General features: G+C 62.5%; 21 protein-coding genes, 1 tRNA gene and 1 other RNA gene. 5 read left to right on the top strand and 18 right to left on the bottom strand.

What is annotated here, in order from left to right; translation table 11 throughout:
* From A9762_RS27585 to ffs, 9 genes are all read right to left on the bottom strand, one after another.
* Nucleotides 1–1,380 (bottom strand): hypothetical protein, encoded by a 1,380-nt coding sequence (locus A9762_RS27585; RefSeq protein ID WP_069345129.1) that lies wholly within the window; start codon nt 1,378–1,380, stop codon nt 1–3.
* Between the two features lie 30 nt (nt 1,381–1,410).
* Nucleotides 1,411–2,046 carry a hypothetical protein gene (locus A9762_RS27580; protein WP_069345128.1) on the bottom strand — a complete coding sequence of 212 codons (636 nt, stop codon included), beginning with the start codon at nt 2,044–2,046 and terminating at the stop codon, nt 1,411–1,413.
* Entirely contained in the window at nt 2,043–2,549 is a 507-nt protein-coding gene (locus A9762_RS27575; RefSeq protein ID WP_139133436.1) for a hypothetical protein, read from the bottom strand. The genes A9762_RS27580 and A9762_RS27575 overlap by 4 nt, the downstream gene beginning before the upstream one ends.
* Nucleotides 2,550–2,554: 5 nt before the next feature.
* On the bottom strand, nt 2,555–3,121 hold the full coding sequence (locus A9762_RS27570; RefSeq protein WP_069345126.1) for a hypothetical protein: 567 nt from the start codon (nt 3,119–3,121) through the stop codon (nt 2,555–2,557).
* 703 nt (nt 3,122–3,824) lie between these two features.
* Nucleotides 3,825–5,183, bottom strand: coding sequence for a sigma-54 dependent transcriptional regulator (locus A9762_RS27565; RefSeq protein ID WP_069345125.1), 1,359 nt, complete (start codon nt 5,181–5,183; stop codon nt 3,825–3,827).
* A 250-nt stretch (nt 5,184–5,433) separates the two neighbouring features.
* Complete coding sequence (gene recR / locus A9762_RS27560; protein ID WP_069345124.1) at nt 5,434–6,036, bottom strand: recombination mediator RecR; 603 nt, start codon at nt 6,034–6,036, stop codon at nt 5,434–5,436.
* Between the two features lie 34 nt (nt 6,037–6,070).
* Nucleotides 6,071–6,397: a YbaB/EbfC family nucleoid-associated protein gene (locus A9762_RS27555; RefSeq protein ID WP_010807314.1), complete on the bottom strand. Its 327-nt coding sequence runs from the start codon at nt 6,395–6,397 to the stop codon at nt 6,071–6,073.
* Nucleotides 6,398–6,566: 169 nt separating this feature from the next.
* Complete coding sequence (gene dnaX, locus A9762_RS27550; protein WP_069345178.1) at nt 6,567–8,477, bottom strand: DNA polymerase III subunit gamma/tau; 1,911 nt, start codon at nt 8,475–8,477, stop codon at nt 6,567–6,569.
* A 312-nt stretch (nt 8,478–8,789) separates the two neighbouring features.
* Nucleotides 8,790–8,888: signal recognition particle sRNA small type (gene ffs, locus A9762_RS27545), an RNA gene on the bottom strand.
* Nucleotides 8,889–9,190: 302 nt separating this feature from the next.
* On the opposite strand from ffs, the gene trxA reads away from it, so the two are divergent.
* The 3 genes from trxA to A9762_RS27530 all read left to right on the top strand — a co-directional run bounded on the left by trxA (nt 9,191) and on the right by A9762_RS27530 (nt 12,219).
* Nucleotides 9,191–9,517: a thioredoxin TrxA gene (gene trxA / locus A9762_RS27540; RefSeq protein ID WP_069345123.1), complete on the top strand. Its 327-nt coding sequence runs from the start codon at nt 9,191–9,193 to the stop codon at nt 9,515–9,517.
* A 190-nt stretch (nt 9,518–9,707) separates the two neighbouring features.
* The gene (gene rho, locus A9762_RS27535; RefSeq protein ID WP_039399112.1) at nt 9,708–10,970 is read left to right on the top strand and encodes a transcription termination factor Rho; all 1,263 of its coding nucleotides are present in this window, start codon (nt 9,708–9,710) and stop codon (nt 10,968–10,970) included.
* A gap of 235 nt (nt 10,971–11,205) precedes the next feature.
* Entirely contained in the window at nt 11,206–12,219 is a 1,014-nt protein-coding gene (locus A9762_RS27530; RefSeq protein ID WP_069345122.1) for a lipopolysaccharide assembly protein LapB, read from the top strand.
* Between the two features lie 178 nt (nt 12,220–12,397).
* On the opposite strand, the gene A9762_RS27525 is transcribed toward A9762_RS27530, so the two are convergent.
* Nucleotides 12,398–13,450, bottom strand: coding sequence for an extracellular solute-binding protein (locus A9762_RS27525; RefSeq protein ID WP_069345121.1), 1,053 nt, complete (start codon nt 13,448–13,450; stop codon nt 12,398–12,400).
* A gap of 584 nt (nt 13,451–14,034) precedes the next feature.
* On the opposite strand from A9762_RS27525, the gene A9762_RS27520 reads away from it, so the two are divergent.
* The gene (locus A9762_RS27520) at nt 14,035–14,994 is read left to right on the top strand and encodes a patatin-like phospholipase family protein (protein ID WP_069345177.1); all 960 of its coding nucleotides are present in this window, start codon (nt 14,035–14,037) and stop codon (nt 14,992–14,994) included.
* 102 nt (nt 14,995–15,096) lie between these two features.
* On the opposite strand, the gene A9762_RS27515 is transcribed toward A9762_RS27520, so the two are convergent.
* From A9762_RS27515 to A9762_RS27495, 5 genes are all read right to left on the bottom strand, one after another.
* Complete coding sequence (locus A9762_RS27515; RefSeq protein WP_069345120.1) at nt 15,097–15,807, bottom strand: C40 family peptidase; 711 nt, start codon at nt 15,805–15,807, stop codon at nt 15,097–15,099.
* Between the two features lie 333 nt (nt 15,808–16,140).
* Nucleotides 16,141–17,724, bottom strand: a complete 1,584-nt coding sequence (locus A9762_RS27510) for an ABC transporter ATP-binding protein (RefSeq protein WP_371443509.1) — start codon at nt 17,722–17,724, stop codon at nt 16,141–16,143.
* A 17-nt stretch (nt 17,725–17,741) separates the two neighbouring features.
* Nucleotides 17,742–18,851 (bottom strand): ABC transporter permease, encoded by a 1,110-nt coding sequence (locus A9762_RS27505; RefSeq protein ID WP_069345118.1) that lies wholly within the window; start codon nt 18,849–18,851, stop codon nt 17,742–17,744.
* A gap of 1 nt (nt 18,852) precedes the next feature.
* Nucleotides 18,853–19,908: a microcin C ABC transporter permease YejB gene (locus tag A9762_RS27500; RefSeq protein ID WP_069345117.1), complete on the bottom strand. Its 1,056-nt coding sequence runs from the start codon at nt 19,906–19,908 to the stop codon at nt 18,853–18,855.
* Nucleotides 19,909–19,910: 2 nt separating this feature from the next.
* A complete protein-coding gene (locus tag A9762_RS27495; protein WP_371443507.1) occupies nt 19,911–21,947 on the bottom strand; it encodes an extracellular solute-binding protein in 2,037 nt (678 codons plus the stop codon).
* Nucleotides 21,948–22,182: 235 nt separating this feature from the next.
* Here A9762_RS27495 and A9762_RS27490 point away from each other — a divergent pair, with 235 nt between their 5' ends.
* Nucleotides 22,183–23,091: an aspartyl/asparaginyl beta-hydroxylase domain-containing protein gene (locus A9762_RS27490; protein WP_240493734.1), complete on the top strand. Its 909-nt coding sequence runs from the start codon at nt 22,183–22,185 to the stop codon at nt 23,089–23,091.
* 118 nt (nt 23,092–23,209) lie between these two features.
* Here A9762_RS27490 and A9762_RS27485 read toward each other — a convergent pair whose 3' ends face one another.
* From A9762_RS27485 to A9762_RS27475, 3 genes are all read right to left on the bottom strand, one after another.
* The gene (locus A9762_RS27485) at nt 23,210–24,442 is read right to left on the bottom strand and encodes an MFS transporter (RefSeq protein WP_170836346.1); all 1,233 of its coding nucleotides are present in this window, start codon (nt 24,440–24,442) and stop codon (nt 23,210–23,212) included.
* 155 nt (nt 24,443–24,597) lie between these two features.
* Nucleotides 24,598–24,939: an FKBP-type peptidyl-prolyl cis-trans isomerase gene (locus A9762_RS27480; RefSeq protein WP_069345115.1), complete on the bottom strand. Its 342-nt coding sequence runs from the start codon at nt 24,937–24,939 to the stop codon at nt 24,598–24,600.
* A 158-nt stretch (nt 24,940–25,097) separates the two neighbouring features.
* Nucleotides 25,098–25,191, bottom strand: a tRNA-Ser gene (locus A9762_RS27475).
* Nucleotides 25,192–25,240 lie beyond the last annotated feature (49 nt).

The following is a 25,240-nucleotide window of genomic DNA, read 5'->3' as shown; positions in this document are numbered from 1 at the left end:
TCACTTGATTGCCGAGATGGCGAGGCTGTTGGCCTGAACGTTGCCGATACCGGCTGCCACGTTCACACCCACGTTGCCGCTGGCCCATTGCATGGCGCCGTTGCCAAGGGAAGCATTGGCGACGAAGTCACCCGAGGCCTTCATGCCTGCGACCTGGTCGGTTTGTACCGTCGAGTTGGCAGCACCGCCCTTGTACCAGCCGCTCGCACCTTGCGAGACAGCGGCCGACAGGTTGTTGCCCTGCACGTTGCCGACACCCGAAGCCACGTTCACACCGACGTTGCCGGTCGCCCCTGCCAGTGCACCGTCACCCACGCTGGCGTTGACCATGAACTGCGAGATCTTGGCCGAGCCTTGCGACGACTGGTTCGAGAACACCTGGGCCGACGCATACACCGGCTGCGCGTTGAGCGAGGCGATGGCGACGTTGTTGGCCTGAGCGTTATCGGCACCTGCTGCCACGTTCACACCGACGTTGCCGTTGGCGTTACCCAGCGCGCCGTTGCCGAGCGTTGCGCCCATCGTCTGATACGTTGCCGTATTGACGTGGAGCGTGAGCGCGCCCTTCTGCCACGTGGTGGCCTTCGTGTAGGTGTTCGAGAAGCCCCACAGTGCGCCCGCCGCGATCGACTCGCTCGAGACCGAAGCCTGACCTGCGTTGAACAGACCATGGAAGGCGGCATCGAAGCTCTTCTGCGTGTTCAGGAAGCCACCCGCGAGGAAGCCCGCAGCTTGTTGCGACTGTTGCCCGTAGGCGTAGCCACCCCATGCCGAAGCCTGACCGGCGCCAGCGTTGCCGACGATGTATCCGCCATACAGGGCGAGGCCGCCCGGCAGCGGAATGATGCCGCCACCGATGATGCCGCCGCCGGCTGCGATGTTCGAATACTGATATCCGCCGCCTGCCACGAAGCCGCCCGAACCGGAGCTCGACTGGCCTGCGACATACCCGGCACCGGCCTGGAACGACTGGCTGGTGTTCAGGTGGCCGTTGGCCTCGGCATTCACCCACGACGTCGTGTTGTTATACGACGTGGTGGTTGCGCCGCCGATCAGGTACGCGCCGCCCGTATCCGAGACCGTCGTGGTCTTCGAATTGACGCCCGTCGTCACATGTCCCGTGACATAGGAGCCGAGCAGCGGGCCCGTCAGGTTCACGTGATGCACGTCGACCTTCTGGTTGTTCTGCACGACGGCGTTGCCGGTGTTATCCACCGTGACGCAGCCGCGAATACCAACCAGACCGAAAATGCCGACCAGGTTCAGAACGTTGGTCTCGTTGCCGATGAACGAGAAGCTATATTGCTGGTGATGGGGCGACGCCATGGCGGTACCCGTTGCTACCAGCAGTGCAGCCGCTGCAATTGCTTTCGTTTTCATGACCATCTCCTTGACGAGAGAGTTACCCAGTTAAAAAGATGTGCCCGCCGGGGGACGGAGCACAAAAACATTTGCGGTTACATTGCCTATCCCAGCCGACTGGTTCACCTGCAACACTCCACTGGCTCCACGGAAGGCGTCACTGGAAATCGACGCCGTGCGGAACTGATCGTTGAGGTTGTGGTGGCCAGCCGGGCCACCCTTGGAGATCGCAGCGGATAGTGCCGTATCCGATACGCTCGCCACTCCAGACGCATCGCCAGTCACAATGACGGTCGCGTTGCGTTGAAGATTGCCGGCACCGCTCGCCTGGTTGACTTGCGTCAGCCCCGAGGTGCCTGAAAATGCGTTGCCCTGAATTGCGGCGCTCGCGGCGCCCGTCGTCGTCGTGACGAGTGCCTGTTGATTCGTGCTCGACATGCCGGTCGTCACACTGCCGCCGTTGGCAATGAGCGCGCTGTTGGCCTGCGCGTTGTTCACACCGGCGGCCTGATTCACGCCCAGTGCGCCCGATACCCCCACGGCCACGCCGCTTTCGACGGTGGCGTGCGTGCCGGCAAGTTCACCGCTCACGAGCCACAGGTCTTGCGCCTGACACGTTCCGGCGACGGCAGCCACTGCCGCAGCCAGCGCGATGGCGCGCATCACTTTGCGATTTGCGCTCATTTGGCGGCTCCTGCTGCACCCAGCGTTGTGAGCGGCGCCAGCGCCGAGTTGATGACCGACGGAACGAGCGTGCCGATGCTGCCGATACCGCCTCCGCCGCCGGCGCCTGCGCCAAAGCCGCCGCCGACGCCGTTAGTGGTGTTCAGGCCGTTGCCGCCGCGAGCGTTACCGACCAGCACACCCATCACCGGATTGATGCCCGACTGCACGGAACTCGTGACGAGGCCGGCATTGGCGCGGCCCGTGAGCTCACCATCCGTCACCTGACTGACTGCGCTCATTGCCGTATTGAACGGTCCCGTCGGGAAAGCCGGGACGGCGATGCCGATCGGATTCTGTTCACGGGGCAGGCCGCGGTAGGCGATCTGCGGGCCGATGTTGCGTTCGATCACCAGATCGCCCGGCGTCGCCGGTTCGGCCTTCGCCTGGCCGGGGATCATGGCCGGGGTCAGCGCCACGAGCATCGTGGCGAGGACCGCAGGCGAGAGAGAGAATTGGGTCATGTCGATCACCGCGTGGTGTAGGTCACACGCGTCACCTGGACGTTGCCCACGCCGTTCGACAGTTGTTGCGGACGCGGCGTCGGGGCAATACCACCCGGCAGTTCGTCCCACAACGTCACGCCGTTGGCGAGCGCCATCCCAGGCGACTTGACCATCGCAGCGCCCTGCAAATTGCGGCCGCGCTGGCTTCCGAGTTGTTCGTCGTCGATACGGGCTGCAGCAAGCGGCATTCCGGAAGCGCCAACGCTCTGGCTGTCGTCGTTACCGGCGACCACCGGGGTTTGTTCCGCTGCCGGTGCCGCCGCGCTGTCGCTAACCGGCGCGACCGAGGCCGTCGGCATCACGAGACCGACATCGGCGTCAGAGATCTGCGCTGCCGGCAGCGTCGGCGTCGAGAACGAGGCCGGCACCATCGATCCGGTGAGCATCGCCACTTGCATGAAGGCGGCACGCGAGACGTCCTGCGCCTGTGCCGGTGCGGCGCACAGTCCGAGCGTCACGACGACGGCTGCGCTCAGAGCGCTTGCGCCTTGTCGTACGCGGTACTGCATTTCGGTGGTGAGAATTCGCATCGCTTTGTCCTCCTTGCCCGGACCAATAAAGCGACTTCCGTGCCACCCGGCTTAAGTGATTGAAAACATTGACGGAAATTTTTTCGACTCACACGTGTGCCCGGCCGGGTCGCTGAAAACGTTTCAGCATTGATACGTGGGCCCGGTCCATCCCCGGCTGTCACGTCATCGACGCACTTCGCAAACATTCCGAACTGCGAACGATATCGGCGTCAGTAGCGACGCATGCCGCAGACGCCCTGTTTGCAAGGGTTTCGCGTGACACTTTTGCGGCGGATCGAGAGCGATCGACGAAAACGACATGGAGCAGTCACATTCGGGCGAAGAGATCGCGACGGCGCTACAGGCCCCGGATGTTTCATCTTTGATGTGCGTGCGGGACAACCCTTGCCCGTGATTTTCACGAATCGACGCCGAAGGCAGCGGGCCTTTTCGAAACACTTCCAACGGGGGAGGCCACGCATTGCGTACGACGCAGCGATGGCATCGCACGGCATGGAAATCGCCGGAATCGCCCGTCGTTATTGACGATGACAGGAATCGCGAAACGCGAGGACAGGGAGAAAAGCGAAGGGAGAAATGCGTGTTTCACACAGATGGGAAGCGCTTCGGAGACACATCGACCACGCAATCTTCAGGACCCCAAAAAGAAACGACCGCCCTGCTCATCACAGGACGGTCGCCCTCTCTTCGCCAGAAGATATCAGGCCGGCACGCCCGATTCGTCACCGCGCAATCCATACCGGCACATGAGGCGGTATAGCGTGATGCGCGAAATTCCCAACTCTGCGGCCACATCCGTCAAACGGTGACAGTGGCGCAGCAACGCCTGCTCGATGGCCGTTCGTTCGGCCTCCGCGCGAATTTCCTCGAGCGTGCGCACCAGTGTCGGCACCCACGGCAGGAGGTCGAGATCCTTGGCCGAGATCATGCGGCTATCGGCCATCACGATGGCGCGGCGCACACGGTTGATCAACTCGCGCACGTTACCCGGCCAGTGATATTCATACATCGCCTGAACCGCGCATTGCGTGAAGCCACGGATCTTGCGATGGTTGTCGCCTTTGAAGCGTTGCAGCACATGATGCGCAAGGATCTCGATGTCCTGGCCACGTGCACGCAGCGGCGGCTCGTCCACGCGAAGCACGCACAGACGGTGGAACAGATCCATGCGGAAACGCCCTTCTTTCACGGCGGTTTCGAGATCGACGTGCGTCGCAGAGATGATTCGGACATTGACCGGAATCACTTCGTGGCCGCCGAGGCGCTCGATCGCACCCTGTTGCAGGAAACGCAGCAAACTCGCCTGACTCTCGATGGGCAGGTCGCCGATTTCATCGAGGAACAGCGTGCCGCCGTTGGCTGACTCGACGCGACCGACCTTGCGGGCGTTCGCCCCTGTAAAGGCACCGCGCTCGTAGCCAAATAGTTCGGACTGCATCAGATGTGGCGGAATGGCGCCGCAGTTGATCGCGACGAACGGCCCCTTGGCACGCAAGGAGCGCTCATGAATCGCCACTGCGCTCAGTTCCTTGCCGGTTCCTGACTCACCCGAAATGAACACGGGGGCGTCGGTATTGGCCACTTTGCGAATGGTGCGGAAGAGCTGCTGCATCGCTTCGCACGTGCCGACCATCTCCTGATCGCCACCGACTTGCGGCGTGATGATCGGCACTTCCGACAGCGACGCCATGCCCCATGCGTGCCCGATCGAATGCGCGAGCTGATCGTTCGTACAAGGGACATTGACGTAGTCGAAGCAATAGTCACGAATGAGCCGTCGGATCGACGTCGTCGTGAGTTGTTCGGGATTTGTCGCGGCAACCCAGCCAACCGTTGCCGGTTGCATGCAGGACTCGAATGCGCCCATCTCGCGGTCGCTATAACCGCTCGCCAGGTCAATGAGTGCTGCGCTGGTAACCCCCGGATTGAGAATGCGACCGACGTCGCTGGCGCTCTTGGCCGGCACAACCTGCCAGCCTTGCTCTCCCAGGAACGACAGCAATCCATCGCTGTGCTTTCGGGAGGCGTAAATCAGGGTGCGCCCGGTATCGTAAGCCATACCTTAACTCCCTGCCTAAGCAGTGCCTGCACGCAGTTTTTTGGTCTTAGACCGGGATCTGCGCGACAGGTTATACGGCCCCACGCCGCCCGGGAGTTATGGTGTTCCCCGTGTAGTTGGGTCCCCAAGTCGGCAGGTTTAGTCTAGAAGACAGGGATATGCGCAGATATAGCGAATAACAGCTAATCCGATTGGATGAGAGTACGAGTACCTACGCGCAAAGGCGGACGACGTCACGTCCGCGTCATGCTCAGAGCGTATGCCTGTCGAGCACGGCACGGGCGATCGTTCCGGCATCGACGTACTCCAGTTCGCCCCCGACCGGCACGCCTCGCGCGAGCCGGCTCACGCGCAAACCGCGCGCCTTGAGCGTCTGTCCGATGTAGTGTGCCGTGGCTTCACCTTCGTTGGTGAAGTTGGTGGCGAGCACCACTTCCTTGACCACGCCGTCGGTAGCGCGACGGATCAATTGCTCGAAATGGATCTCGCCCGGCCCCACGCCGTCGAGCGGCGAGAGATGGCCCATGAGGACGAAGTACAACCCTTTGAAGGTCATCGTCTGCTCAAGCATGTTCTGATCGGCGGGCGTTTCCACCACGCACAGCAGGCTCGTGTCGCGCTCGGGATCGAGGCACGTCTCGCAGATTTCGACTTCGGTGAACGTGTTGCAGCGCGCGCAATGGCGAATCTGCTCGGACGCATGCATCAGCGCTTCGCCCAGCCGCACCGCGCCCTTACGGTCGCGTTGCAGCAGATGGTAAGCGATGCGTTGGGCGGACTTCGGTCCGACACCCGGCAATGCGCGCAGGGCATCGACGAGTTCCTGCAGGCTCGAGAGCTGGGGCTGAGGCATGCGTCGTCTTTCTATCGAGGCTGGCGAAAAATGCTCAGAACGGCATCTTGAAGCCCGGCGGCAGCGGCAGACCCGCCGTCAGACCGCCCATCTTTTCCTGCGCGGTGGCTTCGGCCTTGCGCACGGCGTCGTTGAATGCCGCCGCGACGAGGTCTTCGAGCATGTCCTTGTCGTCAGCCAGCAGGCTCGGATCGATGGTCACGCGACGCACGTCGTTCTTGCAGGTCATCACGACCTTCACGAGGCCCGCGCCCGACTGCCCTTCGACTTCGATCTGCGCGAGCTGCTCCTGCGCCTTCTTCATGTTTTCCTGCATTTGCTGGGCCTGTTTCATCAGACCTGCGATGTTTCCTTTCAGCATGTTGGCTCCTGAATAAATCGTGTGGGGTGTCGTCTGAGGTGTCGTGTAGGCTGCGGGCCGCGCAGCGTGCCGGCGTATTCGCCATGCTCGCTGCACGCACCGAACGCGCCAAACACGCGTTTGGGTGCCGGATTCGAAAACCCGGAACCCTTTACGAAAGCGAACTTGCTTATTGTACCGGTCGAATGCTTCCCGGAAGGATCTGCGCGTCGAATTCATCGATCAATTCGCGCATGACCGGATCGTCGGCGATGGCCTGTTCGGCCGCGCGCTGGCGCGCCGCCGCCGCTTCTGCGGCGAGCGAAGCCGCCGTCGTACCGACCTGCCCCAGTTCGACGTGCAGTTGCACGTCGTCGCCGAAATGCTCGATGAGTGCCTGACGCAATTTGTCGGCGGTGGCGGCGTCGGCCAGTTGGCGAAGCGGCACGCGCAAATGCAAGGCGCGTCCCGCGACTTCCGTCAGTTCGCTCTGAAATGCCAACTGCTGTGCAAGACCGCGCGCCGGCAGCGCTTCCGCCAGAGCCGGCCATTCACCGGTAAATACCGGCGGCACACCGTCAGCTTCGCGATAGACGCAAGCGCGCGGTGACTGGGCAGGCGCGGTAGCGGGAGCCGCCGCAGTACCCGCAGGCTCAGGTTCGGGGTCGGCACCGGCAGGCGCTTCGTCCGATGCGCGCGGCGCGCTGGCGCGGTTGGCGCCGGCAGCACTTCCGGTGCGACCGGCCGTCCCCTTGCGTCCGGCATTGAGCGCGGCGAGCGCAGCCCGTGCCGGCGACATCGGGGCACCGTCGGCCGGGGCGCCCGGCGCACTGCTGCGGGCTGCCGGTGCACGACGCGCTTCCGGTTGCGCCGCAGGGGCAGAAGCAGGTGACGACGGCGCAGAGGCACGTGGCGCCGGCTCCGCCATCGGCGCACGCGCCGGGGCGCTCGCGGCGACTGCGCGCGCAGATTGCGCGGCTTGCGGCGTCGGCGGCTCGGCAAGCGTGCCACCGGCGAGCAGCGGCGTGAATGCCGCCATGCGCAGCAGCGCCATCGAGAAACCGGTGTATTCGTCGGGTGCGAGACCAAGCTCGCCGCGCGCCCGCGTGGCGATCTGGTAATAGAGCTGAACCGCCTCCGGCGAGAGCGCTTCGGCCAGTCGTCGCACGTCGGCGGCTTCGGGCCAGTCATCGGACACGGCTTGCGGCGCGTACTGCGCCAGCGCGATCTTGTGCAGCAAGCTGCCCAGATCCTGCAAGCCCGCAGCAAACGAGAAGCTGCGCTCTGCCATTTCGTCGGCAATCGCGAGCAAATCGGTGCGCGACTCGCCCTTCAGGGCATCGAGCAAGCGCACCAGTACGCTCTGGTCGATGGCGCCGAGCATGCCGCGCACGGCCGTCTCAGTGAGGGGGCCGGCCGCATAGGCGATGGCCTGATCGGTGAGCGACAACGCATCACGCATACTGCCGCCCGCGGCCTTGGCGAGCAGACGCAGCGCCTGCGGCTCGTTCTCGATCCCTTCTTCGCCGAGAATGTTCGTGAGGTGCGACACGATGTGCCCGGCCGGCATCTGCTTCAGATTGAATTGCAGGCAGCGCGAGAGCACCGTGACCGGAATCTTTTGCGGATCGGTCGTCGCGAGAATGAATTTGACGTGCGCGGGCGGCTCTTCGAGGGTTTTGAGCATCGCATTGAACGCGTGCCCCGTGAGCATGTGCACTTCGTCGATCATGTAGACCTTGAAGCGCGCGTCCGCCGGCGCGTAGACCGCCTTTTCGAGCAACGACGTCATTTCGTCGACGCCACGGTTCGACGCGGCATCCATTTCGACGTAATCGACGAAGCGCCCTTCGTCGATGGCCTTACAGGCCTTGCAAACGCCGCACGGTTCAGCCGTGATCCCCGTCTCGCAATTGAGCGCCTTGGCCAGAATGCGCGAAAGCGTGGTCTTGCCGACGCCGCGCGTACCGGTAAACAGATAGGCGTGATGCAGGCGCTGTTGCTCGAGCGCGTGCGTCAACGCACGCACGACATGCTCCTGGCCCACCAGGGTCGAGAAGCCTTTGGGGCGCCATTTGCGCGCGAGTACTTGATAGGTCATGCCAAATTGTAACAGTTCGGCGTTGGGCTTCTGCACCGATGTCAACGCCCGATCGAACGTCGAACGGCGCCGTTTTTCATGCCGGAATCGGCACGCTATCAGTGCAATAGAAAAAAATGTTGGGCGATTCTACCAAGCCCGTCCGCCCCACGCGAGGCGCGGAGCCACGTAATCGCTTTCCTCACGAAAACGAATGCGCCAACGACGATGAACGCGTCGCCGCCCATCGACAATGGGGACGATTCGTGCAGGCTTCAAGCGGTGGAGATATTTGCGCAGAACGCGCGAGAACATCGGTAAAACAAGGAATTAGGTGACGAGCCTGACCCTCGGCACTGGTAGAAAACGGCTGTGGCTGCTTCGTTCCCGACCTGACCAGATTGGCCGCGCCACCATGCGAGGAGGCCCGTCAGGAAAAGATTCTACCAGAGTCGACGCGCCAACAGAAGCCCAAAGCGCGAGATTATGGGACGCGATACGCCGCCGGGCACCTCTCAGCCTGTGTGGGCAGCGCGCGCAAGCCTTGGAAATTTCCGCTAAGATGATCGCAAACTGCATTGGCGGGCGCTATTGAAGCCGCGATTGCAGCCTCCATATGGAGAATGCACGCCCGGGAAATGCTGGGTGACATCTCCAGCGTCGGTGAAAGCGAACGGTGCCTGACGCCACTTTCATCGGACGTTTCCGAATAGTTATACGAGGCAACAATACTCATGAGCGAATCTATCAAGCACATCTCCGACGCCAGCTTCGACGCGGACGTTCTGAAATCCGACAAGCCGGTGCTGCTCGACTTCTGGGCGGAATGGTGCGGCCCCTGCAAGATGATCGCCCCGATCCTCGACGAAGTGTCGAAGGAATACGGCGACAAGGTGCAGATCGCCAAGATCAACGTGGACGAAAACCAGGGCGTGCCGGCCAAGTTCGGCATTCGCGGCATTCCGACCCTGATTCTGTTCAAGAACGGCGCTGTCGCCGCACAGAAGGTCGGCGCCCTGTCGAAGTCGCAACTGACCTCGTTCCTCGACGGCAATCTGTAATCGATCGTCGACGGTAAGTGCCGGGGCCTTTGTCGCCACAGTGCGACACCCCGGCGCCGGGCAAACGGCGCAGTGCTTGCGCATGACGCTGCTTGCTATATAATCCGCCCAAAAGCACCCCAAAGTTCTTCGAGCGTTCGCTCACTTTTCCCTGATCCTTCACTTGTCGTCCAGTGGACGGCACCTCCGTATGCATTTATCCGAACTAAAGTCCCAGCACGTCTCCGAGCTGCTAGAAATGGCGAACGGTCTCGAAATCGAGAACGCCAACCGCCTACGCAAGCAGGAGCTGATGTTCGCCATTCTGAAGAAGCGCGCAAAGTCCGGCGAAACCATCTTTGGCGACGGTACGCTCGAAGTGCTGCCGGACGGCTTCGGTTTCCTGCGCTCGCCTGAAACGTCGTATCTGGCCAGCACGGACGATATCTACATCAGCCCGTCGCAGATCCGTCGCTTCAACCTGCATACCGGCGACACGATCGAAGGGGAAGTGCGTACGCCGAAGGACGGCGAGCGTTATTTCGCGCTGGTGAAGGTCGACAAAGTCAACGGTCACCCGCCCGAGGCCTCGAAACATAAGATCATGTTCGAGAACCTCACGCCGCTGCACCCGAACAAGCCGCTGCTGCTCGAGCGCGACATTCGCGGCGAAGAGAACGTGACGGGCCGCATCATCGACATGATCGCCCCGATCGGCAAGGGCCAGCGCGGTCTGCTGGTCGCCTCGCCGAAGTCCGGCAAGACCGTGATGCTGCAACACATCGCACACGCCATCACGGCCAACCATCCGGAAGCCAAGCTTTTCGTGCTGCTCATCGACGAGCGCCCGGAAGAAGTGACCGAAATGCAGCGCTCGGTGCGCGGCGAAGTGATCGCGTCGACGTTCGACGAACCGGCCACGCGTCACGTCCAGGTCGCAGAAATGGTCATCGAGAAGGCCAAGCGCCTGATCGAAATGAAAGAAGACGTGGTGATTCTGCTCGACTCGATCACACGTCTGGCCCGCGCCTACAACACCGTGATCCCGGCATCGGGCAAGGTGCTGACCGGCGGTGTGGACGCCAACGCCCTGCAACGTCCGAAGCGCTTCTTCGGCGCCGCACGTAACGTCGAAGAAGGCGGCTCGCTCACGATCATCGCCACGGCACTGATCGAAACCGGCAGCCGTATGGACGACGTGATCTACGAAGAATTCAAGGGCACCGGCAACATGGAAGTGCACCTCGAGCGTCGTCTGGCGGAAAAGCGCGTCTATCCGTCGATCAACCTGAACAAGTCGGGTACGCGTCGCGAAGAGCTGCTCATCAAGCCGGAAATCCTCCAGAAGATCTGGGTGCTGCGCAAGCTCATCTACGATATGGACGAGGCCGAAGCCATGGAATTCCTGCTTGGCAAGATCAAGCAGACGAAGAACAACGCCGAGTTCTTCGACCTGATGCGCCGCGGCGGCTGATCTCGACAGCCCCGCCCTGCATCACGAGAAAAAGCCGCGACACCCTGTCGCGGCTTTTTCATTGCGCGTCGTCAGACGTGCCCCTCCCCCTGTTCGCCATCATCCCGCCAGACGGCATCGCGGATCACACCGCGACGATGCTGGCTGTCACGATGCCTGTTATATGATGGGACGATACTGCGCGCGAGCCGCCGGTACGCCTTCCCCCCAAGCTGTTCCCGAAGGAGAAATTGCAATGTCCGAGAAAGACGAATTGATGGCGGAAGCGTTCGCCCACCTGGAAGCCGGCGATCCCGAAACGGCCCTGGAAATCGGCAAACGGCTTGAGTCGCTGCAGTACTCGGGCGCCTATGAGGTGCAAGCCATGGCCTACGCCGACATGGACGACACGGAGCAGGCCGTCGCCGTGCTCGAAGCCGGTGTGGCGCATGCCCCGGGCGTCTGGCTGCTCTGGCAATTGCTGGGCAACTACCGCTCCGATCTCGGACGCTTCGACGCCGCCATCGAAGCCTACGAGGCCGCCGGCAATTGCGCGCCGGACGAAGACCTCGTGATCGTCGACTTCAATCACGCCAACGCCCTCGCCCGTCAAGGCGATCTCGCGCTCGCTCAGGCTCGCCTCGACCGCACGCTCGAAAGCCCGCACCTCGCACAGGCCGGACGCGCCTTCATCGAGAATGCCATCGCGCTACGCATGCACCTGTTCGTCGCTCAGGGGGAGCCGAAGGCCGCCATCGCCACGTACGAGGCCCTGGCCAAGCAGGAACACGACGAGGAAGGCAGCAACGTATCGATGGCGGATGTGCTCGCCGAACTCTCCCTGGCCTACAAGCAATCGGGCGACAACGCCAAGGCCCTGGCAACCGCCCTCGACGCCGTACAGTCGTACAAGTGGAGCGACGCCGCCCTGTGGGCGCTGCGCGCCGCGCGCGACGAGCAATCGGAAACCGCCCGCGCCATGCATCTGATCGTGGAAGGCCAATGGTACGAGCCGCTGGAAGATGAAGATCCGGATGGCCCCGCACCGGAGTTCGTGACCACGTATGACGTCGTGGCCGAAGATGAAGCCGAAGCCCTGCGACTGATTGCCGAATGCGAGCCGCCGCAGGTACGCGAATCGCTGCGTATCGCCGAGACGCACCTGATCGATAACGAAGACGCGTCGGCAACGGCGTACAAAGGCGTCTACGCTACCGGCGATTACCACATGTATCAGCCGGGCGAGGAAGACGAGTCGCTGGACGACTGAGCACCCCGCGCCCATCAGGCTTCAGGTCGCTCACGCGGCTTGCCTGCGACGGTCAGCGCCGAAGTTAACGCCTAAGCAGCGCCAAAGCACCAAAGGGCGCCGGATTAGATCCGGCGCCCTTTGCGCTTGGTGCGGGCAATGCTGCCATCGCGGGCATCACCCGCGATGTCCTGTCCGCTTATTTATAGCCAGCCCGGTCGAGAATGCGCTGCGCTTCCGGCAGATTTTTGGCGACGGCACCAATGGAGACGTCCTCTGCCTTGAATTCGCCGAGCGAAGCCAGCGCCGGGTTATCGACCTTGATCGTCGTCACGGCCGGCCATTCGTTGTTGCCGTTGGCGAAGTACTGTTGCGCTTCGTCGCTTGCCAGGTACTCCAGGAATTTCACGGCATTGGCGTGGTTCGGCGCATGCTTGGCGATACCGGCACCGGCTACGTTCACGTGCGTGCCCTTGCCTGCCTGATCCGGCCAGATGAAACCGACTTTCGACATCAGCGCCTTGTCTTCCGGCTTGTCCGAACGCGCCATGCGCACGTAATAGTACGAGTTCGCCAGCGCCACGCCGCACTCGCCCGTCGCCACGGCTTTGATCTGGTCGGTATCGCCACCGCGCGGCGCACGCGCGAAGTTCGTCACCATGCCCTCGGCCCATTTCTGCGTCGCCTGGGCGCCGTCACGTGCGATGAGCGCCCCGACCAACGACAACATGTACGGATGCGACCCCGAGCGCGTACAGACCTGCCCCTTGTGCGCCGGATCGGCGAGTGAAGCGTACGTCTGCACGGTCTTCGGGTCGACCTTGTCCTTGTTGTAGACGATCACACGAGCGCGCGTCGAGAAGCCATACCAGTCCGTGCCCACCTTCGTGTTTGCGGCGTGCAGCTTGGCCGGAATACGCGCATCGAGCGTGGCCGACTTCGTCGGTTGGAATAGCCCCGCCTCATCGCCCTTGGCCAGACGTGCCGCATCGACCATCAGGATGACGTCGGCCGGGCTCTTCGCCCCTTCGCTCTTCAGACGCTCCAGCAATGCTGCGTCATCGGCTTCGATGCGGTTGATCTTGATACCCGTCTGCTTGGTGAAGGTGCCGTAAAGCTGCTCATCGGTCTGATAATGACGCGCCGAGTACAGATTCAGCACACCGTTGTCCGCCTGCGCGGCGAATGCCGCCGCCATTGTCGTGCCGAGCACCGTCAGTCGCGCCAGCTTGCCGATCGTCTTCGCCTTCATTAGCCATTCCCCTTGCCGTTGTGGTTTTGCAGAGAGGAACAGGATAATGAAAAATTTCAATCAACACAAACGATTCCCATTCTCATTGGTTCAGATGTTCATTATCGAGAACAGGAAGTGGCGTGGGGAGATGGGGGAGACAACCGAATGCGCCCCAAAGGCGGGATGCCTCGGACAGGCGCCGGGCAGCGGAGTGGCAGGTCACACACGCAGACTTCACACATTGCGTGCGTTGCGGCAAATGAGACGTTCCGCCTCCGGAAAGGTTCCGTGTCAGGTCGCCGCACACTGATGACACCCTCGAAAAGTGAACTGATTTGTGCCTTCACCGCTCCAATCGCCGTAAAATTGCGCGTCGACGCTCGCCGGCCTTCCCATTCCAACGATCTATGGTGCCGCGAGCGTTTGTCCTGCCCTGCCGGAGTTTTCCCTTGTTGTCGTTGATTCGAATCCTGCGTCGCGCTGTCACCCTGACGGCCGCCGATGCCCCCATTGTGTCCGCCACCTCCCCGTCCGCTGCCTCGACGCGCGGCAGCGTGACACGCCGACTCACCTCGTCGCGCACGGCGTTTGCCGCGCTTGGCATGGCCGCCGTGCTCGCAGGTTGTGCGAGCGCCCCGCCGACGAGTCAGACCGCCACGTCGACCACGGCGCAGCCACCCGTCGCACAAACGCCCGTCACGCCGGCGACACCCCTTACGCCGCTTGTGCCGCCCAAGGTCGTCCGCCCGCTGAAGATCGGTCTCGCCCTCGGTGGCGGTGCCGCGCGCGGCTTCGCCCATGTGGGCGTGATCAAGGCACTGGAAGCCCGTGGCATCCACGCGGACATCGTCGTCGGCACGAGTGCAGGCAGCGTCGTCGGCGCGATGTATGCGTCCGGCCTGAACGGCTTCCAGCTCAATCGCCTGGCGTCGACGATGGACGAAGCGTCGATCAGCGACTGGACGATGCCGTTCCGCTCACGCGGCATGTTGCGCGGCGAAGCGCTCCAGTCGTACGTCAACAAGATCCTCAAGGACCGTACGATCGAGCAGATGCCGCGTCAGTTGGGCATCGTCGCCACGGATCTGCAAAGCGGCGCCCCGATTCTGTTCCGCCGCGGCAATACCGGACAGGCCGTACGCGCATCGAGCAGCGTGCCGGGCGTGTTCGAGCCGGTCCATATCGGCAATCGCGATTATGTCGACGGCGGGCTCGTCGCCCCTGTGCCGGCGGAATATGCCCGTCAGATGGGCGCGGACTTCGTGATTGCGGTCGACATCTCCGCCAACCCGACCGCGCAGGCGACACAAGGCCAGTTCGACATCCTCATGCAGACGTTCACGATCATGGGGCAATCGATCAAGCAATACGAGTTGGAGAAGAACGCCGACGTCGTCGTTCGTCCGTCGCTCGCCAAGATGGGCGCCTCGGACTTTCAGGGACGTAACCGCGCGATTCTGGCGGGCGAGGAAGCCGTCGCCAAGATGTGGCCGGAGATTCAGCGCAAACTCGCGGAGGCGCAGTCGGAAGCCACGCGCGGCATGCCACAGGCAGCGCGCTAAGGCGCTCAAGCCAACGATCCCGTCGCACCAAACAAAAATGCCGCCCATCGGGCGGCATTTTCATTGGCACGGAAGCTCGCAACCTTCGCGAGCTTCGGCAACTTACATCGGGTGATCGTTCTTGAAGAGTTGTTCGACGCGCGTGAGTTCTGCGCTGGCCTTGAGCGTCTCGACACGGCGAGCGCCGTTGTAACGCGCCGACCAGTACGATTCGCGCAGGTCTTCCACGCGGATCTTGCCGCCCGTCGCCGGGGCATGCACGAACTTGTCGCCGCCAATATAGATACCGACGTGCGAGAAGCTGCGGCGCATGGTGTTGAAGAACACCAGATCGCCCGGCTTCAGATCGGTCTTGGCGATGCGCTCACCCACCTGGCTCATCTCTTCCGAGCGGCGCGGGAGCATGAAGTTGAGTGTGTCCTGGAACACATAGCGCACGAAGCCGCTGCAATCCAGACCGCTGTCCGGCGTATTGCCACCGTACTTATAGCGAACGCCAATGTAGTTCAGCGCGCCAAGTACGACGTCCGATGCCTTGTCCGTCACGTTCGAGAGCAGCTTCTGTGCACGTTGCACACGCGACTCTTCGACGACCGGCTGTGCGGCATCGGCACTGACCGTGGCGGCGCCAGCGGCGCTTTGGGTGTTCTGGGAAGCGTTGCTCGCCTGGATGGCCGCAGCGGCAGCGCGTGCGGCGGCAGTCGGGCCGTTGTTGTAGTCGTCAGCCTTCGCCGTCAACGAAGCGGTGACGAGGCCAGCGGCAGTGAACGCGAGAAGGAGAGTCTTGCGGGTGCGCTTAGGTTTCGTCTGCATTGGTCGCCGGGTTAGTTGAGTCGGATGGCCGATGAGTAGCTCGTCAGGGTGCAACAGGATGCTGCCGTGTTGAATCCTTCGAGTCACGCCCGGCAGACCCACCGCCGAACTTGTTTCTGAACTGACTTCGGAACTGTTCCGTTATCTGATCGGTTAACTCGTTGAATAATCAACTTAATTGGTACGCGATAGTAATGTGAACGTCACATGATGTCAAAAGGTAATAGAAAAAAACAATCAGTGCAATCGGAAAATTTTCATTAACAATCAAGCCTTTGCGATTTGGGCGACGTTCCGCGACGTTATGTGACGTTTCGCCCCCATGTCACAAACCTACAGCATGGCTGCGGCCACCAGCTCGCGGGTGTAATCGTTTTGCGGATCAAAAAATACTGATTCCGTATCGCCCTGCTCCACCAGCTGGCCGTCCTTGAACACCAGCACCCTGTGCGCCATGGCCCGCATGACCGCCAGATCGTGGCTGATAAAGAGGTAACTCAGGTTGTACTTGATCTGCAATTGCGCGAGCAGATGGAGCACCTGCTGCTGGATCGAGACGTCAAGCGCACTGGTCGGCTCGTCGAGCACGAGGATCTGCGGATCGACGACCAGCGCACGGGCAATCGCAATCCGTTGCCGTTGGCCGCCGGAGAATTCATGCGGATACCGCGACATGGCGCGCGCGTCGATCCCGACCTCGCGCAGCACTTCGGCCACGCGTGTGCGCCGGTCGTCCTCGCTCATCTGCGGACGATGCAACGCCAGCCCCTCGCCCACGATTTCCTCGATGGTCATGCGCGGGGACAGCGAGCCGAACGGATCCTGAAACACGATCTGCATGCGTGAGCGCAGGGTGCGCTGTGCCGCACCGCGATACGACGTGAGCGGCTCGCCCTGAAACTCGATCTGGCCGGCGCTGGCGCGCTGGAGGCCGAGCATCGCCATGGCGAGCGTCGTCTTGCCGGAACCCGATTCGCCCACTACCCCAAGCGTCTCGCCCTGACGCAGCGACAAATCGACCGGATGCACCGCGCGGAAGCGCCCACGCTGGAACCAGCCGCGAACGCCGGGCTGCGCGGTCGCATAGTCCACCGTCACGCCACGCCCTTCAAGCAACACGGGCGCGATGGGCAACACCGGATGAATCTCGCGCTGCGGGCGGCTGTCGATCAGCTTGCGCGTGTACGGATGCTGCGGATTCGTGAACAGCGCCTCGGTCTCGGCGCACTCCACGAGCACGCCCTTTTCCATCACCGCCACACGTTGCGCAAACCGTCGCACGAGATTCAGATCGTGGGTGATGAGCAGTACCGCCATGCCGCGCTTTTCGGCGGCGTCGCGCTGCAATTCGAGGAGCAGCTCGATGATCTGCGCGCGAATGGTGACGTCGAGCGCGGTCGTAGGTTCGTCCGCCAGCAGCAACTTGGGACGGCAGGCCAGCGCCATGGCGATCATGGCGCGTTGACGCTGACCGCCCGACAGTTCGTGCGGGAAGTGCGAGACGCGACGCTCAGGCTCGGGAATGCCAGTGCGTCGCAGCAATTCGATGGCCCGCAACTTGGCGTCCTTCTTCGACAGCCCCTCGTGCAATTCCAGCGCCTCGGCGATCTGCTCGCCGATCGGATACAGCGGATTGAGCGCTGTCATCGGCTCCTGGAAGATCATCGCGATATCGTTACCGCGCAGTCCGCGCATCTCGCGCTCGCTGGCCGATGCCAGATCCTTGCCGTCGAGCAGAATCCGTCCCTGAATCTCGGCGTCCTGCAACAGGCGCAGAATCGCGAGCGCCGTCACACTCTTGCCCGAGCCCGACTCACCGACCAGGGCGACCCGCTCGCCGCGCTCGATGGCGAGGCTCACGTTCTTCACTGCCTCGGTGTCGCCGAAGCGCACCGAAAGATTTTCGATACTGAGCAAAGGAGAGGCCGGCGCGTTCACATCGCCCCCCCGGCCGCAGCCTGCTTGTCCGCGACACGCGTGTCGAGCGCATTACGCAAGGCGTCTCCCATGAACGTCAGCAACAACAGCGTGAGCACGAGCACGACGAAGGTCGCGAGCGAGATCCACCACGCGTCGAGATTCGCCTTGCCCTGATTGAGAAGCTCGCCGAGGCTCGGCGTCGGCGGCGGCACACCGAGCCCGAGAAAGTCGAGACTCGTGAGCGCCAGAATCGCCCCGCTCATGCGAAACGGCAGGAACGTGATGACCGGCGTCATGCTGTTGGGCAACACGTGACGACGAATGATCTGCCAGTTCGACAGCCCCATCGCCCGCGCCGCGCGCACGTAATCCAGTTGCCGGTTGCGCAGAAACTCGGCACGCACATAGTCGGACAAGCCGATCCAGCCGAATAACGACAGCAGTACGAAGAGCAGCCACAGATGCGGCTCGAAGATCGACGCGAAGATGATCAGCAGATACAGCTCCGGTAACGATCCCCAGATTTCGATGAGACGTTGCAACGTCAGGTCGATCCGTCCGCCGTAGAAGCCCTGTATCGCCCCCGCGAGCACGCCGAGCAACGTGCCGGAGACCGTGAGCGCCAGCGCAAAGATCACAGACAGCCGAAAGCCGTAGAGCAATCGCGCGAAGACATCGCGGCCGCGATCGTCCGTCCCGAGCCAGTTCTCAGAGGACGGCGGCGCCGGATTCGGCACCTTCGCGAAGTAGTTGATGGTGGCGTAGCTGTAACGCACCGGCGGATAGATCGCGAAATTGTCGCCCGAGCGGATACGGTCTTCGATGAACGGGTCGAGGTAATCCGTGGGCGTCGGGAAGTCGCCGCCGAAGGTCGATTCCGGGTAGGTCTTCACGAGCGGGAAATACCACTGCCCCTCGTAGCGCACGACCCACGGCTTGTCGTTGGCGATGACTTCGGCAAAGAGGCTGACGCCGAACAGCACCACGAACGCAATCAGGCTCCAGTAGCCCAGCCGATGACTACGAAAGCGCCGCCAGACGCGCCAGCGCGGCGAGCGCGCGGGCGAGGCGAAATAAGACGACGGTGAGGACGGGCGTGGCGATGGCGTGGCGGATCGGGTCACGTCAGTGCTCCACTCGATCGAATTGAATACGCGGGTCGACCAGCACGTAGCAGAGGTCGGAGATGAGTTTGGTCACGAGGCCGATGAGCGTGAACAGATACAGCGAGCCGAGCACGACCGGATAATCGCGGCGCTGTACCGATTCGTACGACAACCGCCCCAGACCGTCGAGCGAGAACAGCGTCTCGATCAGCAGACTGCCCGCGAAGAACGCACCGATAAACGCGGCGGGAAAACCGGTAATGAGCGGGATCAGCGCATTGCGAAAGACATGCTTGAACAACACCTTGCGCTCAGACAGCCCCTTCGCGCGCGCCGTCAGCACGTACTGCCGGCGAATCTCGTCGAGGAACGCGTTCTTCGTCAGCATGGTGATGACGGCAAAACTGCCGACCACCGACGCCGTCACCGGCAACGTGATGTGCCACAGATAATCGGTAATTTTGGCCGACCACGACAGATCGCTCCAGTTATCCGACACGAGCTCGCGCAGCGGGAACAACTGCCAGAACGTGCCGCCGCCGAACAGCACCAGCAGCAACACGCCGAGCACGAACCCCGGAATGGCATATCCCACGAGCACGACCAGACTCGTCAGCGTGTCGAAACGCGAGCCGTTGCGCACCGCCTTGGCGATGCCCAGCGGCACCGATATCAGGTAGGTGAGGAAGAACGTCCATAGCCCCAGCGAGATCGACACCGGCAACTTCGAGACGATCAGCGACCAGACACTCTGGTGATGGAAATAGCTCTGCCCGAGATCGAAGCGTGCGAAGCGTTTGAGCATCAGCCAGTAGCGCTCCATCGGGGTCTTGTCGAAGCCGTAGAGCGCCTTGATCTGGGCGAGTTGTTGCGCGTCGATGCCGCGACGTCCGCGATAGTCGCTGCCGCCCCCGCCACCGCTGGCCTCACCGCCGCCACCGCGCCCCTTGAGTTCGAGCATCACCTGCTCGACCGGCCCGCCCGGCACGAACTGGATGACCGCAAAGGTCAGCGTGATCACGCCGAGCAGCGTCGGGATCATGATCAGCAATCGTTTGAGAATGTAGGCCCACATGATTAACGATCGACTCCAGTCGGGGCTGCCACCGGCGACGGTGCATTGCCCGTGCGGTCCGAGCGTGAATCCCACCACATCGAGACCAGCCAGCCTTCTGCGGTGAAGTACAGCGGTAACTTTTCGGGGTAACGCAAACTCTGTTTGTACGCCATGCGATGCGTCGACGAGAACCAGTGCGGCACGATGTAATAGCCGTGCATCAGCACCCGGTCCAGCGCGCGGGCCGCGGCCACCAGATCCTCATAGGTATGGGCACGCACCAGGTTGCCGAGCAGCGAGTCGACGGCCGGGTCCTTCAGACCGATCACGTTGTCCGAGCCTTCAACGCCGGCCGACTGGCTACCGAAACGGTCGAGCAGTTCGGTACCGGGAATCTGCGAATCGGGATAGCGCAGCGAAATCATGTCGAAGTCGAACGTCTCGATACGCTTCTGATACAGCGCAAAATCGCTCGTACGGAAATTCAGCGTGATGCCGAGCTTCGCCAGATTTCGTGCGTATGCGGACGCCACCGGCCCCATCGACCCGCCGTCATCCAGAAACTCGAAGACGAACGGTTCGCCCTTCGCGTTACGCAACGCCCCATCGCGATAAGTCCAGCCCGCCTGCTCCAGCAGTTCACGCGCTTCGCGCAGGTTGTCGCGCAGGCTGGCGGGCGGTGTCGTCGTGGGCTGCACCACCATCGGGCCGAACACCGCCGGGTCCAGCTTCTTTCGCAACGGCTCCAGCAGCTTGAGCTCCGCGTCGCTGGGCATGCCGCGCGCGGCCAGATCGCTGTTGGTGAAGTAACTGTAGATACGCTGGTACTGGTTGTAGAACAGTTGGCGATTGAGCCACTGATAATCGAGCGCGAGGTCCAGCGCTTTGCGCACGCGAACATCGCGGAACAGATCGCGGCGCGTATTCAGGATGAAGCCCTGCATGCCTGCCGCGTTGTGATGCGCAAATTCGCGCTTGATCAGTTCGCCGTCCTTGAATCGCTTACCGACGTAGCTGCGCACCCAACTACGCGCGCGGTATTCGGTGATGGCATCGAACTCGCCAGCCTTGAAGCCTTCCAGGCGCACGATGTCGTCGGAGTACAGCTTGTAGACGATGCGCTCGAAGTTGTACGTGCCGCGTCGCACCGGCAGGTCGTTGCCCCAGTACTTCGGGTCACGCTGGAAAGTGATGCGACGCCCGCCGTCGTAGGACTCGATCCGATAGGGGCCGCTCGCCACGGGCGGCTCGAATGTCAGTGCGTCGAACGCTTTGCGCTTGCCGTCTGCCCCCACGGCCCACTTGGGCGAGAACACGGGCACCGACGACACCAGTAGCGGCAGATCGGGGCTCACTCGCCGGAAATCGAAGCGCACGCGAGACTTGTCGATCACCGTAACGCCCTTCACGTCAGCCAGCATCACCTTGAAGCCGGGTGCCGACTGCGGGCTCATGAGCGTGTCGAACGAATATTTGACGTCTTGCGCCGTGACCGGATCGCCGTTGTTGAAGCGAGCCGCCGGGTTGATGTGGAACGTGACCGAGGCCCCGTCGGGCGCGACGGCGATGTCGTCCGCCAGCAAGCCGTAGACAGTGGCCGGTTCATCGGCACTGCCAATGCCGAGCGTCTCGAACATCAGCCCCGACACGCCCGGCGCAGAGGTGCCCCGCAAGGTGAACGGATTGAATTTGTCGAAGCTGGTGCGACGGTCGGGGTTCGCTAGCGTCAACGTGCCGCCGCGAGGCGCATCGGGATTGACGTAGTCGAAGTGCGTGAACCCCTGGGGATATTTCGGCTCGCCGTACTGGGCGATGGCGTACTTGGCGTGCGCCGCCGGTGCCGGGAGCATGCCGGCCGCCAGCAGCGTGGCGACGGGCGCCATGCCGGCGAGCGTCAGCACTCGTGAAATGCGACGAAAGCCGAAGCGGACCGCGCGGACGGAGGAGACGGCGAGATCGGCGCGCGGTGCCGGGATGGCCGATGACGCCAGCGAGGTCACAAAAGTGCGAATAGTGCCTCTGGCCGTGTGTGGATGCCCTGATGTGCGCGCGTTCATGCGTCTCCTGTGTTGGTCGGCGAGCGCCAGCCTGCTCGGGGTCCGGACGCATCCAGCCCCACCCCTTCGATCCGTACGAAACATCTCGTAACCCATCGCTCACGCACATTTCCCGCATGAGACTTGGCGGCGCGGCCGGACCGCGCGACAATTGTACCCAAAAGCCCGGCGTTCACCGCACTGAAAGACACATCCCCGCCGGCCCGGTTCCCCCATCCCACCCTGGAGGCCGACGTTGAGTGCTACACGATCGCCCGCGCAGAACCCTAACCGTACCCTGCCCCGCTGGCTCGCCAGATTTTTCTTTCAGTGTGTGGAAGCGGCGCAACGCAGCATCGCGCGTCACTCATTGGTCGGCGACAAGCCCATCTTCGATAACGCCCAGTTCCCCTGGGTCGAAGCCATCGAAGCACAGGCGCCAGCCATCGCGAAAGAACTCGAAGCGGTGCTGGCAACCCCGGGACGCCTGCCGGCATTCCACGAGATCTCGCCCGACGTCGCCACCATCACGCAGGACCACCAGTGGCAGACGTTCGTCTTCCTCGGCTATGGCATGCGTGCACAGCGCAATCTCGCGCGCTGCCCGGCCACGGCCAAAGCACTCGACGACATTCCCGGTCTGCGCACGGCGTTCTTCTCCATCCTCTCTCCGGGCAAGAAGATCCCACTGCATCGCGGCCCGTATAACGGGGTATTACGCCTGCACCTTGCGTTGAAGGTGCCGCGTGAGCGCGAAAAATGCTGGATCGAGGTCGATGGTCAGCGTTATGTCTGGCAAGCCAATCGCGTGGTGATCTTCGACGACGCTTACGAACATCAGGTGCACAACGATACCGACGAGACGCGCGTGGTGCTGTTCGTCGACTTCGAGCGTCCGTGCAGAGCGCCCGTCTCGTGGCTCAACAAGCTGCTGCTGGCGTTTGCGCCGCTCACGCCGGAATTGCAGCAGGCCAAAGCCAATCACGAGAAGTGGGAACGCGATTACTACGCGAGCCCCGAACCGTCGGCACCGGCGGCGGCATCGGCAACATCAACGACATCGGCAGCACCGTCAGCCCCCGGCGCGGCGCATCCCGGCACCGCAGCGAGCAGCTCACCTGTCGCGCAAGCTGAAACGGTCGGCGACGAGCGCGCCCACGGCTGATCCGTCGCGCATAAAAAAACGCCAGCGAATGGTGTTCGCTGGCGTTTTTTATTTCACCGTCTTCCCTTGCCGATGTTGCAGGCAAGATCGACCGGTCTGCGTTCGACTGGCGTTCGACTTATGCGCGTCGACCGGTCTGCGATAGCGCATCCTGCGCGGGCGGCGGCACAAAGTTCGCCGCGAGTACGGCGACAAGCGCTGCGGCCAGCATCGCACCGATACCGAGCGCCGCGTCGCCGAAGTGCAGATAGGCGAACTTCATCGCTTCGATCACGGCGACGGCGACCACGATGGTGATCATGCTCAGCATGCCCGCCACCGTCGCCCGGTTGGGACTGTCGACGGCAAAGAGCGACTGGCGGTACACCACACCGTAGCTCATGCCCATGCCGAACGCGTGCAGCGTCGTGCCGATGAGCAGCGCCGGGTAGCCGGGGGCAAGAATCGCCGTACCGACGAGCGACACGGCCGCACCAACCAGCATGGCGGCGACGCCCGTCGCCAGCAACCGGCCATTCGACCAGCGCCCGACCTGACGCGCGAGCAGCACGTTGCCGAGAATCAGCGCCGCGAAAACCGGCACCTGCAACATGGCGTACTGCATCTGCGACAGCCCCGCGCGCTCGATCAGGAACACCGGCCCGAGTGCAATCCACGTGAGCAGCGGCGTGACGGCCAGGCCCGTGAGCACAGCGCCGCGCCAGAAGCAGCCACTCGAGAGCGGGAGCTTGTAGCCCTGCCACAACTGGCTGGCATTTAACGCATTGCGGTCGTGCCGTGAAAGTTCCGGCATCGTTCGGTACAGCCCGACAAATGAAAACACAGCGACGATGGCGATGAGCCAGAAGATGCTGCGCCACGGCCAGAACGACACCACAGCGGCCCCGGCGAGCGGCCCGAACAGCGGCGAGAGCAGCGAGACATTCGCCATAAGCGCCATGACGCGCACAGCCGTCTTCTCCTCGAAGGCCTCATGCACCGTCGGATAGCCGACCGTCAGCACAAAACAGCAGCCCATCCCTTGCAGGAAGCGCAGGAGGATGAACTGCGGCATCGACTGCACATAGTGCACGGCCAGACAGGCGACGATGAACATCGCGAGGCCTGAGAGCAGCACACGACGGCGACCGAAGCGATCGGCGAGCGGGCCGAGCAGCCATTGCAGGCTCGCGTTGCCGAGCATCGCGGCGGTCAGTGCCAGCGTTGTCGCTTCCGCGCTCGCGCCAAACTCGCGCGTCACCAGCGGCATGCCGGGCATGATCATGTCGTTCGAGATATAGACCGCGAACTCGAAGAGCACCAGCGAAAAGGGAAACCAGAATCTGGAAACAGACGTTACTGAGTGAGACACCTCGTAAAGGCTCCTTTGTATCACCGGCGCTCGTGACGCCGGCACACATGAATTTGAAACGTCGAAAAGACAACACCCCCGGTGCCTGCGAGGCACCGGGGGTGTCTGTTGCTTCGACCGTGCCGCTAAGTGTGTGACTTGCGGCGTTCGATGCTTCAGACGTCCAACAGATCGACCTCGAAGACCAGGGTGGCGTTCGGCGGAATCACGCCGCCTGCACCGCGTGCACCGTAGCCCAGTTCGGCCGGAATAATGAGCTTGCGCTTGCCGCCGACCTTCATGCCCTGAACGCCTTCGTCCCAGCCACGAATGACCATGCCGCCACCAAGAACGAAGTCGAACGGCTGATTACGATCCTTGCTGGAATCGAATTTCTTGCCGTCGGTGAGCCAGCCCGTGTAGTGAACGGAGACGCTCTTGCCTGCGACAGCTTCTGCGCCATCGCCCACTTGCAGGTCTTCGTATTGCAGGCCGGAATCGGTAGTAATGGTCGACATGATTGTCCTCGCTCGAAATTCGACGGAAAGATGACGGGGGTGCTACTTTACCTTATTCACGCACGGCTGCGTACCTACGCCGCACAAGAACAGTGGGGATAGCCAAAAAAGAAAAAGCCCCGCGAGTCCTCGAACTCACGGGGCTTTGTCACCGCTTTTGGCGGAGACGGAGGGATTCGAACCCTCGATCCAGGTTTTGGCCCAGATGCTCCCTTAGCAGGGGAGTGCCTTCGACCTCTCGGCCACGTCTCCCAAACTTGCGTTGCACCAGGGAGGTGATGCAACGAAGCCGTGATACTAC

This window comes from Pandoraea sp. ISTKB (assembly GCF_001721285.1).
Lineage (GTDB): Bacteria > Pseudomonadota > Gammaproteobacteria > Burkholderiales > Burkholderiaceae > Pandoraea > Pandoraea capi.
This window is presented reverse-complemented; position numbering and strand designations above follow the sequence as displayed.

Coding starts and splice junctions, on each gene's coding strand:
- recR (WP_069345124.1), bottom strand. CDS start 6,036: ATGCCTCAGCCCCAGCTCTCGAGCCTGCAGGAACTCGTCGATGCCCTG.
- A9762_RS27565 (WP_069345125.1), bottom strand. CDS start 5,183: ATGGCTTACGATACCGGGCGCACCCTGATTTACGCCTCCCGAAAGCAC.
- A9762_RS27575 (WP_139133436.1), bottom strand. CDS start 2,549: ATGACCCAATTCTCTCTCTCGCCTGCGGTCCTCGCCACGATGCTCGTG.
- A9762_RS27515 (WP_069345120.1), bottom strand. CDS start 15,807: ATGCAGACGAAACCTAAGCGCACCCGCAAGACTCTCCTTCTCGCGTTC.
- A9762_RS27480 (WP_069345115.1), bottom strand. CDS start 24,939: ATGTCGACCATTACTACCGATTCCGGCCTGCAATACGAAGACCTGCAA.
- A9762_RS27555 (WP_010807314.1), bottom strand. CDS start 6,397: ATGCTGAAAGGAAACATCGCAGGTCTGATGAAACAGGCCCAGCAAATG.
- rho (WP_039399112.1), top strand. CDS start 9,708: ATGCATTTATCCGAACTAAAGTCCCAGCACGTCTCCGAGCTGCTAGAA.
- dnaX (WP_069345178.1), bottom strand. CDS start 8,477: ATGACCTATCAAGTACTCGCGCGCAAATGGCGCCCCAAAGGCTTCTCG.
- A9762_RS27530 (WP_069345122.1), top strand. CDS start 11,206: ATGTCCGAGAAAGACGAATTGATGGCGGAAGCGTTCGCCCACCTGGAA.
- A9762_RS27495 (WP_371443507.1), bottom strand. CDS start 21,947: ATGAACGCGCGCACATCAGGGCATCCACACACGGCCAGAGGCACTATT.
- A9762_RS27500 (WP_069345117.1), bottom strand. CDS start 19,908: ATGTGGGCCTACATTCTCAAACGATTGCTGATCATGATCCCGACGCTG.
- trxA (WP_069345123.1), top strand. CDS start 9,191: ATGAGCGAATCTATCAAGCACATCTCCGACGCCAGCTTCGACGCGGAC.
- A9762_RS27585 (WP_069345129.1), bottom strand. CDS start 1,380: ATGAAAACGAAAGCAATTGCAGCGGCTGCACTGCTGGTAGCAACGGGT.
- A9762_RS27570 (WP_069345126.1), bottom strand. CDS start 3,121: ATGCGAATTCTCACCACCGAAATGCAGTACCGCGTACGACAAGGCGCA.
- A9762_RS27525 (WP_069345121.1), bottom strand. CDS start 13,450: ATGAAGGCGAAGACGATCGGCAAGCTGGCGCGACTGACGGTGCTCGGC.
- A9762_RS27520 (WP_069345177.1), top strand. CDS start 14,035: ATGGCCGCCGTGCTCGCAGGTTGTGCGAGCGCCCCGCCGACGAGTCAG.
- A9762_RS27580 (WP_069345128.1), bottom strand. CDS start 2,046: ATGAGCGCAAATCGCAAAGTGATGCGCGCCATCGCGCTGGCTGCGGCA.